At 68.8% G+C, this 12,776-nt stretch carries 18 protein-coding genes and 1 tRNA gene; 17 read left to right on the forward strand and 2 right to left on the reverse strand.

Annotated features, from left to right (window positions below; all coding sequences use genetic code 11):
• Positions 1-413: DUF1152 domain-containing protein (locus ADL34_RS32130; protein WP_159039011.1), on the reverse strand; the 413-nt coding region annotated here is incomplete at its 3' end.
• An 84-nt stretch (positions 414-497) separates the two neighbouring features.
• Between ADL34_RS32130 and ADL34_RS32135 the strand changes: the two genes are divergently transcribed.
• From ADL34_RS32135 to ADL34_RS32205, 15 genes are all read left to right on the forward strand, one after another.
• Positions 498-1,238 carry a GntR family transcriptional regulator gene (locus ADL34_RS32135; protein ID WP_062674462.1) on the forward strand — a complete coding sequence of 247 codons (741 nt, stop codon included), beginning with the start codon at positions 498-500 and terminating at the stop codon, positions 1,236-1,238.
• A gap of 278 nt (positions 1,239-1,516) precedes the next feature.
• Positions 1,517-1,954 (forward strand): ATP-binding protein, encoded by a 438-nt coding sequence (locus ADL34_RS32140; RefSeq protein ID WP_062674460.1) that lies wholly within the window; start codon positions 1,517-1,519, stop codon positions 1,952-1,954.
• 89 nt (positions 1,955-2,043) lie between these two features.
• The gene (locus ADL34_RS32145; RefSeq protein WP_062674456.1) at positions 2,044-2,772 is read left to right on the forward strand and encodes a GntR family transcriptional regulator; all 729 of its coding nucleotides are present in this window, start codon (positions 2,044-2,046) and stop codon (positions 2,770-2,772) included.
• A gap of 124 nt (positions 2,773-2,896) precedes the next feature.
• Positions 2,897-3,247 carry a hypothetical protein gene (locus tag ADL34_RS32150; RefSeq protein WP_062674455.1) on the forward strand — a complete coding sequence of 117 codons (351 nt, stop codon included), beginning with the start codon at positions 2,897-2,899 and terminating at the stop codon, positions 3,245-3,247.
• A 5-nt stretch (positions 3,248-3,252) separates the two neighbouring features.
• A complete protein-coding gene (locus ADL34_RS32155) occupies positions 3,253-4,626 on the forward strand; it encodes an FtsK/SpoIIIE domain-containing protein (RefSeq protein ID WP_062674454.1) in 1,374 nt (457 codons plus the stop codon).
• 80 nt (positions 4,627-4,706) lie between these two features.
• The gene (locus ADL34_RS32160; RefSeq protein WP_062674453.1) at positions 4,707-5,336 is read left to right on the forward strand and encodes a DUF2637 domain-containing protein; all 630 of its coding nucleotides are present in this window, start codon (positions 4,707-4,709) and stop codon (positions 5,334-5,336) included.
• Between the two features lie 18 nt (positions 5,337-5,354).
• Positions 5,355-5,546, forward strand: coding sequence for a hypothetical protein (locus ADL34_RS32165; protein WP_062674451.1), 192 nt, complete (start codon positions 5,355-5,357; stop codon positions 5,544-5,546).
• A complete protein-coding gene (locus ADL34_RS32170; protein ID WP_062674449.1) occupies positions 5,546-5,737 on the forward strand; it encodes a mobile element transfer protein in 192 nt (63 codons plus the stop codon). Before ADL34_RS32165 ends, ADL34_RS32170 begins: the two co-directional genes overlap by 1 nt.
• A gap of 10 nt (positions 5,738-5,747) precedes the next feature.
• Positions 5,748-5,942 carry a hypothetical protein gene (locus ADL34_RS32175; RefSeq protein WP_062674447.1) on the forward strand — a complete coding sequence of 65 codons (195 nt, stop codon included), beginning with the start codon at positions 5,748-5,750 and terminating at the stop codon, positions 5,940-5,942.
• 14 nt (positions 5,943-5,956) lie between these two features.
• Complete coding sequence (locus ADL34_RS32180; RefSeq protein WP_062674445.1) at positions 5,957-6,214, forward strand: hypothetical protein; 258 nt, start codon at positions 5,957-5,959, stop codon at positions 6,212-6,214.
• A gap of 132 nt (positions 6,215-6,346) precedes the next feature.
• A complete protein-coding gene (locus tag ADL34_RS32185; protein WP_062674443.1) occupies positions 6,347-7,669 on the forward strand; it encodes a replication initiator in 1,323 nt (440 codons plus the stop codon).
• Entirely contained in the window at positions 7,642-7,836 is a 195-nt protein-coding gene (locus tag ADL34_RS32190) for a helix-turn-helix transcriptional regulator (RefSeq protein WP_031039432.1), read from the forward strand. Before ADL34_RS32185 ends, ADL34_RS32190 begins: the two co-directional genes overlap by 28 nt.
• Positions 7,833-9,206, forward strand: coding sequence for a tyrosine-type recombinase/integrase (locus ADL34_RS32195; protein WP_062674440.1), 1,374 nt, complete (start codon positions 7,833-7,835; stop codon positions 9,204-9,206). Before ADL34_RS32190 ends, ADL34_RS32195 begins: the two co-directional genes overlap by 4 nt.
• 187 nt (positions 9,207-9,393) lie before the next feature.
• Positions 9,394-10,248 carry a nuclease-related domain-containing protein gene (locus ADL34_RS32200; RefSeq protein WP_079034492.1) on the forward strand — a complete coding sequence of 285 codons (855 nt, stop codon included), beginning with the start codon at positions 9,394-9,396 and terminating at the stop codon, positions 10,246-10,248.
• Positions 10,249-10,394: 146 nt separating this feature from the next.
• The gene (locus tag ADL34_RS32205) at positions 10,395-10,817 is read left to right on the forward strand and encodes a hypothetical protein (RefSeq protein WP_062674439.1); all 423 of its coding nucleotides are present in this window, start codon (positions 10,395-10,397) and stop codon (positions 10,815-10,817) included.
• A 219-nt stretch (positions 10,818-11,036) separates the two neighbouring features.
• On the opposite strand, the gene ADL34_RS32210 is transcribed toward ADL34_RS32205, so the two are convergent.
• Positions 11,037-11,108: transfer RNA gene (locus ADL34_RS32210), tRNA-Arg, on the reverse strand.
• Positions 11,109-11,167: 59 nt separating this feature from the next.
• On the opposite strand from ADL34_RS32210, the gene ADL34_RS32215 reads away from it, so the two are divergent.
• Positions 11,168-11,698: a response regulator gene (locus tag ADL34_RS32215; RefSeq protein ID WP_079042928.1), complete on the forward strand. Its 531-nt coding sequence runs from the start codon at positions 11,168-11,170 to the stop codon at positions 11,696-11,698.
• A 119-nt stretch (positions 11,699-11,817) separates the two neighbouring features.
• The coding region (locus tag ADL34_RS32220; RefSeq protein ID WP_062739847.1) for a hypothetical protein at positions 11,818-12,776 on the forward strand (959 nt) is incomplete at its 3' end.

The raw sequence follows: 12,776 nt of genomic DNA on the forward strand, positions 1-12,776 counted from the left end.
GTGGGTTCATCGCCCTGGGCGAGGATGTCACCGCCTACGTCGAGCAGATCGATCGATGCCGGGGCCAGGTGAGACACCAGTTCTTCGAGTTGGCGGGTGATCCCCTCGGCGCCGTGATGTGGATCGAGCAGGGCCAGGGTGTGCGGGAGCTCTGCCGCGAGTCGGGGGAGCGTGGAGCCTGCCGGGGCAATCGGCTGGGCTTCGGCTGGCACCGACCACACGGACTGAGTGACGGGTTCGAGCCCCGCGAAGCGGCCGGCTCCTCGCGGTCCCGGGAGCGGGTCGACAAGGAGGCGGTCCCAGGCGTACGTGAGGATCACCGCCTGGTCCTCGTCGCCGTAAAGGGCGGCGTGAAGCATTGCGGCGGCGACTGCGTCGCCCCCTCCTCCTGCTGCGACGATCAACCGCGTCATGCGTTCAGACTACGGGTCCGCAGGTTGGCCACTCACCCTATAGTGGCCAAAGGCCATAGCCACTTGGACGGGAAGGGAGGGGAGATGCCGCAGATCGAGGAAGCTCAGCCGAAGTATCTCCAGATCGCCCATTACATCCGCGATCAGATCCTTCGCGGTGACCTGCGGCCGGGGGACGAGGTTCCCTCGGAACGGCAACTCGCCGCGGACTGGAAGGTGTCCCGGCCCACGGCCGCACGGTCCTTGGAGGCGCTGAGTCATCAAGGCCTGGTGGAGAAGCGTCAGGGCTCGGGGACTTATGTGCGCAGCCTCGAAGTGAATCGGCGTGCGCGGGAGTTGTACGGGCGCGCCCGGCAGACGGGGAAGATCTACACGCCCGGCGAGTACGCGGTGATCACCTCGGCCGGGTGGCTGGAGGCTCCGGACCATGTCGCCGAGGCGTTGGGTCTGGTGAAGGATCGCCGAGCCGTGCACCGCCGGCGTGTGACGAACAACCAGGACGGCCCGATCACCTTGTCCACCTCGTGGTTCGCGCCGGATGTCGGCCAGCGCGCCCCCAAACTCCTGGAGCCTGAGCGGATTCAGGAGGGGACGCTCATGTACGTCGAGGCGATGACGGGGCGTCAAGGCAGCTATGCGGAGGACCGCATGTGCGCCCGGGCTGCCACGGAGGAGGAGGCGGCCGATCTGCGGTTGGAGTCGGAGTCCGCTGTCCTCATCGTCCATCACGTCGTCTTCGACCTCCAGGATCGGCCCCTGGAGTTCGCCGAGGCCACCTATCCACCGCACCGTTGGGCGTTCGAGCAGGGCTACCCGCTCACCTGAACACTCGCCAGTTCGGGCGAACCGCTTGCACTCCCAAAGTGGCCAATGCTACTATCCACGTAGTGGCTAAGGCCACTTGATGGAGAAGGGGGCACGACGTGACGAGTCGGCGGCCGGTGCGGGACGCGCGATTAGCTTGCCGGGCGTGTCGGGGGCGTGGATGGAAGCGCGTCGGCTCCCGAACGGGGCTGGCGTTCTCCACGGCCAACGACCGCAGCCGTGCCACGTCGAAGCGGCGCTGCCTCGACTGCGACGGCAGTGGCAAGGAGTGAGTACGCATGGCCTACACGATCGATCGTTACCCCTGCGAGGACTCACCGCGGCTTGGAGCGATGACCTTGCATCCTGTACCGGAGTCCGTGCCCCGCGCCCGGCGCTGGTTCAGGAAGTTCATCGCTCCGTATAACCCGGCCTGTTCGGTGGACGACTGCCTGCTCATGATCTCGGAGCTGGTGACCAACGCCATCCGTTACGGAAGGGCGGACGAATCTTGGCTGGTGCGGGTCGAGTGGTTCCGACAGGGGCCCTCGCTCCGAATCGAGGTGCACAACCCGGGTTTCCCGGCGAACGTGCGGCTCCGGCACCCGGAAGCCAATGACGCGCACGGGCGGGGTCTGCTCCTCGTCGATTCCATCGCCGATTCCTGGCACTCTGGCCCGAGTCACCTCGGCGGCACGGTCGTCTCCTTCGTGATGGCTGATGCCTGGCCGGCGTGACGGGATAACCCACCCCTTCTACTGCGGGTGTGCAAGTGTCGCTAGTCTGGTTGACCAGTTGACTTGGCTAATCCCGACAGGCGGCGCTCATGGCGTATGAAGTAGAGCCACCGAAGTACGTGCGCCTCGCGCAGACTCTTCAGCGTCGCATCGAGGACGGCACGTACGCGCCGGGCACCCGCGTACCGAGCGAGAACCAGCTGGTGCAGGCCTTCGGTATGTCGCGGCCCACTGTGGTGCGAGCGCTGGATCTGCTGAAGCGGGATGGTTGGCTCGAGTCCCGGCAGGGGTTCGGCACGATCGTCCGGGGCCGGCCGGAGGTCGTCGAGCAGAAGGACCGGCGGGGTCGTGAGGCGCTGGAGCGCGACGAGTCGCAGGGCGGGGGCCGTCTGATCGAGGTCGTACGGGTGTCCGTTCCGGCTCGGGTTGCTTCGGCCCTCGGCCTTCCGAAGAGGGCTGAGGTCCTGATGCGTCGCTTCCTGGTCGAGGAGGACAGTGAAGCCGTCGAGTTGGTGTCGTCGTACTTCCCCGCCGGCCTGGTCGAGGGCACTGACCTGGAGGTCGGAGAACCTCTGGGTGGGAGCACGCGCGAACATCTCGAAGCTCGGAAGAAGGTGCGCTTCGACCATGTGACCGAGCGGGTCTCTGCTCGGCTGCCCGAGGCGCGTGAGGCCGAGCTGCTGGATCTGCCGGACGGCGTTCCCGTGCTGAGCGTCCTGGTTGTCGCCTGTGATGCCTCCGGTCGAGCCTTGCAGGTCTCTGACGTGCTCCTACCTGCCGATCGGCAGGAACTCGAAGACACCTATCGCCTCAGCTGATGCCGCCCGACGGGCGGCGGGATTTGCCGGGAGTAACGACTTGACAAGTCAACTTGGCATCCCTAGCGTCGAACTTGCTAAGTCAACCTGGCAGGTTGATGATCTCTCAGAAGGAGTAATCCCTGTGCGTGTGATCCGCGTTGACGCATCGGCGGCCACGATCCTGCTCACCGAGGCTCCGGCCCCGAAGGTGCGTGACCGGCAGACCGGTGAGATCGCCAAGGACGCGATGACCGGCGAGACGCTGATGACAGTAGGCGTCGTCTACATCGACGAGGGCGACTCGTCGCTGATCCAGGTCACCGTCCCCGAGAGCGGGGTGACCGAAGGTCTGGCGGTCGGTGCTCCGGTGTCGCTGCCGGGTCTGGTGGCGCGGCCGTGGCAGAGCGTGTTCAACGGCCAGGAGCGGCACGGCATCGCCTACCGAGCGACCGCCATTGCTCCGGGGGCCTTCCCGATGGCCCAGGCGGGCTGATCCCCGTGACGGACCTGGTGACGTTGGCCGAGGTGGGCGGCTCCCTCGCTGCAATAGGCGGCGCTGCCTACGCTCGGCACGCTCACCCAGCGGCGTACTGGTCCACGGTGGGGCTGCCGCTCTCGGTGGCCCGGCTGCTGACCTCGTACTCCTCGACCATGGAGGCCTGTGGCCTGACCGTCCAGCCCGCCCGCTGGCGCGCACTGGCCGTCCGTGCGACGACCCGCCGTGAGGTCCGGCCGGTGCCTCCGCGGCGGGGCATCATCCGGCCGACCACGACCGGGCTGCGTATGCGACTGCGGCTGGCTGCGGGGCAGGAACCGGCGGATGTGGCCGCTTCCGCCGAACGCCTCCGGCACGCCTGGGGCGTCCACGCGGTCCACGTGCGGGACATCAAGCCGGGCGTCGTCGAACTCCGGCTCGTCGGATTCGACGTGCTGCGCAAGGTCCGCATGCCCCGTCGCCTCGACGCCGGCCCGCTTCGCGTCCCGGTGGCATTACGGGAGGACGCGACCGCCTTCGTGCGGGACTACCGGGCCGTTCCGCATGAGCTGGTGCTCGGAGCCACGCTCTCGGGCAAGTCCATGTACCTGCGGAACCTGCTGACCGGGCTAGCTGCTCAACCCGTAGTGCTGGTCGGGATCGACTGCAAGCGCGGGGTAGAGCTGGCGCCCTTCGCGCCCCGCCTTTCCGCGCTGGCGACCGATTCGGACCAGGCGGCCGAGCTGCTTCCCGCGCTCGTGAGGGAAATGGAGGACCGATACGACCTGATCAAGACCCGGCAGGGCATTGCGCCCGGCACTCCGGAAGAGCTGATCACCTCGGACATCTGGGGACTGCCACAGGACGAACGTCCCGCTCCGATCGTGCTCTTCATCGACGAGGTGGCAGAACTCTTCCTCGTGGCCACACGGAAGGAAGAGGAACGGCGCGACGAGATGGTCACCCACCTCATCCGCCTCGCCCAACTCGGCAGGGCTGCGGGGATCTACCTGGAGGTCTGCGGGCAGCGCTTCGGCGCCGAGCTGGGCAAGGGGGCGACCATGCTCCGCGCTCAGCTCACCGGCCGCGTCTGCCACCGCGTGAACGACGAGGCCTCGGCCAAGATGGCGCTCGGCGACATTGCGCCAGAGGCCGTGCTCGCGGCCTGCGCCATCGCCCCCGAACTGCCCGGCCTCGCCGTCGTCGGAGACACCTCCGGCGGCTGGTCCCGTATCCGTACCCCCTACCTCTCCCTCGCTGACGCTGCGACCACCTGCCGTGCGACGGCTCATCTCGCTCCCGACGCACCGGCACTCGATCCCTTCCGGCCGTATGTCCCGCCGCTGTCGGCGGAGACGCCCGAGCCCGTGGCCACGGCTCGCCCGGTCACGGAGTAAGCGCACCCGTCCACAGCCGGCACGGCCGTCCCGTGCCACGTCCCTACCCCTCCATGCCTGGACCCGGAAGGAGCTGCGCCGTGCGTTCCCTGCCCGTCCGTATCGACGCCGTACTCGTCCAAGCGGTGATCGCTGCCGCGCTGTCGTTCGCTCACCTGCACGACTTGGCCTCGGCTGCGGGCCAGCACGGATGGAAGGCATGGGCCTACCCGGTCTCCGTCGACCTGCTGCTTGTGGCGGCCTGGCGGCGACTCCGCTCCGGTGGGGCGAAAGCGGCCGGGTGGTGCTGGTTCCTTGTCGCCCTGACCGCCTCCCTCGGTGCCAATGTCGCCACCGCCGGGCTCCTCGACCTGGGTGCCGTGCCGGGCTGGCTGCGCATCCTCGTCGCGGGATGGCCCGCAGTCGCCTTCCTGGGTGGGACGCTGCTCGCCCACGGAGCAACTGCGGGCGCTCCAACGGTGGAGCGCGAGGCGACCCAGAGCCCCATGACGCCCGAAGTGCCTGCCTCGGCTCCCGAGTTGTCCGCTGCCGAGCCGGGAAAGGATGCGGCCTCCGCATCCTCGGTTCCGCCGGCGCTCGTCGCTCTCGCCCGCAAGGTCGCCGACGAACACCGTGCCCGGACCGGTGCCCCCATCGACACCTCGACCCTTCGCGCTCGGCTCGGTGTTCCGCTGCCGCTGGCCGAAGCCATCGCCACTCAACTCACCTGACCCGGAGGACTTGCCACCGTGCGCCCGTCCACGCTCCGCGCGCTGAACCGCGCCGCCGAGCTGACCCGACAGAACCGCCTCACCGAAGCCGTGCTCATCGCCGAGCCCGTGATCCTCACCGCCGACAGCTACGAGGGCGGCGAGATCTTGCGCTGGCTGGCCGAGCACGTCACCGACTTCACCGGCGAAAACCCAAAGGAGACCCGCTGATGACCGCCAATCGCCGCTTCCGCAACGTCACCCGCATAGGGCCTGTCCAGGTCGCCACCTACTACGACGGCCGGGGCCGCGAGAAGCACACCGCAGCCTGCACGGCTCCTCGCTGCGGCTTCGCCACGGACTACGACAGCCGTGCCGCCGCCGAACTGGCCGCCCGGACCCACCGCTGCGCCGTCCGCTGAGGGAGCTCCCGTGACCGTCTCACTGCCCCTCGTCTTCGTCCTGGGCGTCATCACCTGGGCCGCGATCAAGTTCCTCGGCATCCGGCTCTGGGTCGCTGTCGTGATCGCGCTCTTCGGCTTCTGGCTCTCGCACACCTTCCTCGCCCCCGCCATCGAGTCCGGCACCCGCTCCGGGGTCGACGTCGTCAACGGCACCCAAAAGTGACAAGGAGATCCACCGTGTTCCGTCCCAAACTGCCCGACATCCCGACTCTGCCGACGCCGACCGTCACGCCTCAGCAGATGCAACCTCCAGCTGCCTCGGCCGGTCGTCCGGTCGCCCCGTACGTGGGCATCGGTGCCGGTGCGGTCGCCGCCGTGGTCGTCGTCGGGATCGTGCTCACCGCGCTCCTGGCGGCGGTCGCCGTCTCGGCCGTGTCCGTGGCCATCGCCGCCGTGGTCCTGCGTTCGCTCGTCAACGGCGCACACAAGCGCTGACCGGCCGCCGGGGCGGCAACAAGCCGCCAAGCATCCCGCCGCCCCGGGCCCGCCCCTTCCGAACCGTCACGACAGCCGAAAGGAACTCCCATCATCACCCGGCAGACTCCGCCCCCGCTGGCGGAACTCTCCATGCTGGCCTCCCTCGGCACCCTGCCCGAGCTGGGCCACCAACTGTCCGGCCTGGGCGGCTGCACCCGCCCCGTACGCCTCGACGGCCACCGCACCGAATACGCGGTGGACCGGACAACCGGCGAGATCGGCCGCGTCCTGCACCACCTGGATTCATCGGCCCTCCCGGCCGGCCAGCTCCTCGTCCGCTGCAACAACCGCCGCGTCACCCGGTGCGCGGCCTGCGCCGAGACCTACCGCCGCGACACCTACCACCTGATCACCGCCGGACTCCGCGGCGGCAAAGGCACCTCCGAACGGGTCGCCACCCACCCGCGCGTCTTCGCCACCTTCACCGCCCCTGGCTTCGGCCCGGTCCACAACCGCCCCTCCGGTGATCGCCCTTGCCGCTGCGGCATCCGCCACGACGACCAGGACCCGGCCCTCGGCACGCCCCTCGACCCGGACACGTACGACTACGAAGCGGCCGTGCTGTGGAACGCGCACGCCGGGGCCCTCTGGCAACGCTTCTCGATCTACCTCCGCCGGGAGGTCGCCAAGCGAGCCGGCCTCACCCAGCGGGCCTTCCACGACCATGCCCGGGTCTCCTTCGCCAAAGTGGCCGAGTACCAGAAGCGGGGTGCCGTCCACTTCCACGCGGTCATCCGCCTCGACGGCCCGGAAGGCGGCGAGACCGCGACCCCGGCCTGGGCAACGGCCGAGCTGCTGACCGACGCCATCCGCGCCGCCGCTGCTGCCGCTCGCGTCGACGGCCCGGATGTCGAGGGTCGGCCGCACACCTTCGTCTTCGGCCGACAGCTCGACGTCCGAACGATCCGGTCCACCGACTTCAATGACGGCCAGGACCTGACCGAACGGGCCGTAGCGGCGTACGTCGCCAAGTACGCCACCAAAGGCGCCGAGACGGCGACCGGCACCCTCGACCGGCCGATCCGCTTCCTCGCCGAGCTGGCCCAAGCAAAAATCACCGACCACGCCCGGCGCATGATCCGCACCGCCTGGACCCTCGGAGCACGCCCCGAGCTGGCAGACCTGCGACTTCGTGCCTGGGCGCACATGCTCGGCTTCCGTGGCCACTTCTCCACCAAGTCCCGCCGCTACTCCACCACCCTCGGCGCCCTCCGCGACGCCCGCGCCGAATGGCGCCGTGCCCAAGCCGCGCCGGCTGTCGACACCAGTCAGGAAACGACTCTCGTCCTCGCGCACTGGGTCTTCGCCGGAACCGGCCTCTCCAGTGCCGAAAGCTGGCTCGCCGCCACCCTCGAACCCGCTCCCGGAACGGAAGGAGAACCGACATGGACCGCCGACGCGACGAACTCATGACCGTTCCGCAGATCCTTGCCGAGCTGGGTGGGGTGTCCCGGCGCACCTTCTACCGCTGGCGCGAATTGGGCCAGGGCCCCGCTGCGTTCAAGTTGCCCAACGGGGAGCTCCGAGTGTGGCGAAGTGACTTCACCACGTGGCTGCGGCAGTTGGAGGCGGCGGCGTGAAGTCTCTCGATGTGAAGGTCTGGAGTGTCCGTAAGCGGGACACCAAGACGCCCTCGTACGGGGTCCGCTGGTCTGTTGCGGGCAACGTCTTCTCGGAGTCCTTCCGGACCAAGGCGCTCGCAGACCACTACCGCACGAAGCTGATGCGGGCGATGCGTGACGGCGAGGAGTTCGACACGGAGTCGGGCCTTCCAGCCTCGATGGAAGAGAAGAAGTCGGCTGTGTCGTGGTACGCCTTCGCCCTTAGGTACCTCGCGATGAAGTGGCCCCACGCGGCCCCGAATACGCGGGACGGCATCAATGAATCCCTCACCAGCGTCACGGTGGAACTCCTTGACGATCGCGCCGGACGTCCCTCCGATGAGGTGATCCGCAGAGCACTTCGCAACTGGGCCTTCGTTTTGCCGGGGCCTGACGATCGCGAAGTCCCGGACGACGTGCGGAATGTTCTCCACTGGGTGGCCAAGGCTTCTCGACCGCTCGCCGACCTCGCCGAGCCCGCCACGGCCCGCGCGGTCCTCGACTCGCTGAAGCTCAAGCTCGACGGCACGGCGGCAGCGGCGGAGACTGTGCGGCGCAAGCGTCGGACTCTCGTCAACGCCGCGAATTACGCCGTCGACCTGGGGGAGCTGCGGGAGAACCCGGTCATGGCTGTCCGCTGGCAGAAGCCGAAGGTGTCCAACCAGGTCGATCCGCGGGTTGTCGCGAACCCGGAGCAGGCGCGGAACCTCCTGGCGGCGGTTTCCTACGTGGGCGGCTACCGGCGAGCCCGTGGTCGTCGGCTTGTGGGTCTGTTCGCCGCCATGTACTTCGGTGGCCTCCGGCCGGCGGAAGCGGTCGGCCTTGCCGAGACGGATCTGAACCTTTCCGAGCACGGCTGGGGGTCGGCCCTGCTCCACCGGACCCGTCCGTCCGTCGGCAAACAGTGGACCGACTCTGGGGAGACCCATGACGACCGCGGACTGAAGAACCGACCCACCGAGGATGTACGGCGGGTGCCGATCCCGCCTCACCTCGTGGCTGTGCTTCGCGAGCACCTGGCCACGTTCGGCACCGCGGACGACGGGCGGCTGTTCTTCAGCGAGAAGGGCTCGGTCGTCCCGTCCTCGACCTACTACCGCGTGTGGCAGGAGGCCCGGCTCCTCGCGCTTCCGCCGGCCGTCGCGGCCTCGCCGCTCGCCAGTCGGCCGTACGACCTCCGGCACTCGGCTCTGTCTACGTGGCTCAATGCAGGGGTCGACCCGACCGAGGTGGCCGAGAGGGCCGGCAACAGCGTGGAGGTCCTGCTGACCCGCTACGCGAAGTGCCTGGACGGACGGCAGGACGTTGCCAACCGGCGTATCGAGGAATTGCTCCGCGAGTACGAGTGAGACAACGTGCATCGACCGTGAGGCCTCAGGCATGCCGCCTGGGGCCTCCCTCGTTTCGGTCCTTCCCGCGCCGGTGCTTAGCTGAGCAACGGGCAAGCTGAGCGTGCGGCCTGTCCTGCGCTCTTGTGGCCCCGTCTCGCCTGCGCTGGCATGTCGGCAACGTCAATGCCGGAGAAGAGGGGGCCTTGTGGAGCTGCATGTCACGCGTTGGAAGCGGTACGGGCATGATCGTCTGTACGCCAACCTGCCTGATGGCACCGCGGTCGGTTGGGCGGACGTCACTACGGGGACCATCACGGTCTTGCGGGCCGAGTGTCGTGACGACGTGATCGCCGTGCTCACGAAGCACTTACAGAACCTCACCGAGCCTTTCCCGCTGGACAGGGCGCCGGAGGTTCAGGACCGTCCGATGCTGCCGCCTCTGACGCCGGCCGACGACCTGGCCGTCAACCCTCCCGGGCAGGCGTTGCGTGATCTGCTCGCCGAATCCGGTCCGGGGCTGATGGAGCGAGTCGTTTCACGGCTTCTTCGGCGATCCTCAGAATGGGACTCCTGGCGAAAGGGATTGGCGGGGGAGCGGCGCGTGGGAGCCGAGTTGAACCGCTTGGGCCGCCACGGCTGGCGTGTCCTGCACTCCGTTCCGTTGGCCGACAAAGTGGATACCGATCACTTACTGATCGGGCCTGGTGGAGTGTTCAGCATCAATACGAAGCACCACCACAAGCGGGCCGTATGGGTCGGGGACCATTCCGTGAAAGTCGATCACGGGAAACCGGCACCCTACGCACGCAAGAGCCGTGCGGAGGCCAAGCGGGTCGCCCGAGTGCTTGAGCGCTATTGCGACTTCTCGGTGCCGGTGGAGCCGGTGCTCGTCTTCGTGGGTGTCACCGAGCTGAAGGTGGTCGCTACGCAGCTCGATGTCAGGGTGTACCAGGAGCGCCAGGTATCGGCACTCGCTCCCCTCTCAGGCGTTCTCGCGGCCGACCAGGTGGAGCAGGTGTACGGCATCGCTCGCCATCGCCAGGCTTGGAGCCTGGCTTGAGTAGGTTCTTCTCAGCGAGTTGCTGGCCTTCTCTGTGGGGCCTGTGGGTGGTTTCCAGGGGGTGACCGTCGTCGGGGCGGGGCGTCCTGTCAGTGCCGTCTCTTACGCTCCGCTCTTGCACAAGCAGTCTGAGTGGAGGGACGCAGATGGGCGGCAACGCATGGACGCACACGGGCCCGTATCAGCGTGATCTGGCGGCCGCGTTCCGGCAGGAGCAAGAAGACGAGCTGGAGCGGGACAACCACGGCTTCGAGGGGCGGTCCGTCGTGGAACTGTGGCGCGACCCGGAGTGGCATGAGTACATCTTCACCGGTGGCACGGGCTCCGTGTTGGACTTCCCTCTCATGATCGAGGCCGCGGACACGGATGACGGTCCGTTCATGCGGCCGCTGACCGATGAAGAGGTGCGAGCGTGGGCTCCTCACGGCCGGCCAACCTACGAGGAGTGGGACGCTGCGCTCGACTCCGAGCAACTGGACTTCCCAGGCCGTGCCCAGGGGAACTGCACAGTGCTCTACCGCGACGGTAGGCCCGCGCAGATCGCCTACTGGGGGGTCACTGCCGATTAGGGGAGTCGGTGCAACCTTGCGATGCGGTCCCGTACCTGTCCGGGTCCGGGCCGCATCGTTCTGCGGGCTCACCTGCGGTGATGCTTCAAGATCCCGTCCACGCCTCGTCCACAGACCTCGACATAGAGCCGCTTCGGGCCGCATACGCCTGCACATACGCGAAGACCCCGGCCTCAGCGTTTCCGCTGGTGACGGGGTCTTTGGGCACCTCATACTGGGTGCCCCCGGCAGGATTCGAACCTGCGCACACGGCTCCGGAGGCCGTTGCTCTATCCCCTGAGCTACGGGGGCGTGTCGGTCGCGTTGCTCGCGGCGACGGGTAGAACACTACCAGCTCCGGTGGGGTGTTCATGAACGGGTTTTCCGGGGTGTGGCACCCCGTGCGAGCTGGGGTGGGTCCCCCGCAGGGGGTGGAAGTGGGGAAAACCCGGACGCGGTGGCCGGTCCGGACCTACTCTCGAGTTGTGCCAGGCGCGTCCGGCCGGGTGCTTGTTGTGGACGACAACAAGGTCATCCGGCAGTTGATCAGGGTCAATCTCGAGCTGGAGGGCATCGAGGTCGTGACCGCGGCCGATGGTGCCGAGTGTCTTGAAGTGGTCCATCAGGTGCGGCCCGACGTGATCACCCTCGACGTCGTCATGCCCCGCCTCGACGGGCTGCGCACCGCCGCGCGGCTCCGGGGCGACAGCCGTACCCGTGACCTTCCCCTCGCGATCATCAGTGCGTGTACGCAGTACGAGATCGAGAGCGGGCTCGAGGTCGGCGTCGACGCCTTCCTGCCCAAGCCCTTCGAGCCCGCCGAACTGGTGAGTGTCGTGCGACGGTTGCTGGAGGGGGAGCGGCGGGTTGGTGGGGGGCTGGGCGCCGGGGTCAGGGTCTAGGGGCCGCGGCCGCTCCCTTCGGGTGGGAACCGAGACCTTCCGCCGTGGCGCCGGACCGCACCCCCGCCCCGCACAAACCCACTCGCACCCCCACCCCCCTCCTCCCATACGCTTGACCCGTGACCCCCGTCGAGCTCTCCCGTACCGTGCTGGGCGCGGTGCGTCGTGCTGTCGATGACGGGGTTCTGGCCGTTGCCGTGCCGGAGCGGGTCAAGGTCACCGCTCCCGGGCCCGGTGGCTGTGGCGACTACGCCACCAACATCGCCCTCCAGCTCGCCCGGCCGGCCGGGGAGCCGCCGCTCCACGTGGCCGAGATCCTGCGCACCCGGCTCGTCGGCCGTGACGGTGTGCGGGACGTCGTCGTCACCGGGCCGGGGTTCCTCAACATCACTCTCGCGGACGCGGCCGGCGTCGACCTCGTCGCCGAGATTCTGCGGCGTGGGCCTCGGTACGGGTTCGTCGACCAGCCCGGTGGTGAGGCCGTGGAGCTGCGCGCCCCGTGCGAGGTCCGTGCCGTCGTCGTCATGGATGTCGTCGCCCGGTTGTTGCGGTCCCAGGGGGTGGGCGTACGCACCAGCATCGGCGTCAGTACCAGCACCGGGTGTGAGGGTGGCCTGCCCGTTGGCGAGTGGGTGTCCGTCCTCGGGGTCCAGGGCGGCCTGGGTGAGGGCGCTGCGTCTGGTGAGGCGTCCTCCTCCCCGCCCGGGACCGTGACCATCCAGCCCGTCCCTGCCCCCGCCTCCCCTCTCCACCTCGGTCGCGACGCCGCCCGATGGGCGCTGCTTCACCCCGCCGCCCACGACCGGCCCCGTATCTCCGACGAGCACCTCGTCCAGCGTGAGGGCAACCCCCTCTTCCGCGTCCGTTACGCGCACGCCCGCATCCGGGCCGTCAGCCGTAACGCCGCCGACCTGGGATTCCGCGCCGAGCCCGGTGCGGTCGAGCCCGATGGCGGCCCCGCTCGTCCTGGGGGCACCCTCACCCCACCCACCACCCTCACCCCGCCGCCAACCCTCACCGCCAGCCTCCCCCTCGGGCACGCCTTCCAGCCCACCCTCACCGCCCCCCCGCCCCGCCC

The organism is Streptomyces sp. NRRL WC-3605 (genome assembly GCF_001509795.1).
Classification (GTDB): domain Bacteria; phylum Actinomycetota; class Actinomycetes; order Streptomycetales; family Streptomycetaceae; genus Streptomyces; species Streptomyces viridochromogenes.

Bases quoted from the DNA above. Each gene is read 5' to 3' on its own strand.
- ADL34_RS32145 (WP_062674456.1), top strand. From the start codon at position 2,044: ATGGCGTATGAAGTAGAGCCACCGAAGTACGTGCGCCTCGCGCAGACT.
- ADL34_RS32135 (WP_062674462.1), top strand. From the start codon at position 498: ATGCCGCAGATCGAGGAAGCTCAGCCGAAGTATCTCCAGATCGCCCAT.
- ADL34_RS32215 (WP_079042928.1), top strand. From the start codon at position 11,168: ATGAACGGGTTTTCCGGGGTGTGGCACCCCGTGCGAGCTGGGGTGGGT.
- ADL34_RS32190 (WP_031039432.1), top strand. From the start codon at position 7,642: ATGGACCGCCGACGCGACGAACTCATGACCGTTCCGCAGATCCTTGCC.
- ADL34_RS32140 (WP_062674460.1), top strand. From the start codon at position 1,517: ATGGCCTACACGATCGATCGTTACCCCTGCGAGGACTCACCGCGGCTT.
- ADL34_RS32185 (WP_062674443.1), top strand. From the start codon at position 6,347: ATGCTGGCCTCCCTCGGCACCCTGCCCGAGCTGGGCCACCAACTGTCC.
- ADL34_RS32170 (WP_062674449.1), top strand. From the start codon at position 5,546: ATGACCGCCAATCGCCGCTTCCGCAACGTCACCCGCATAGGGCCTGTC.
- ADL34_RS32205 (WP_062674439.1), top strand. From the start codon at position 10,395: ATGGGCGGCAACGCATGGACGCACACGGGCCCGTATCAGCGTGATCTG.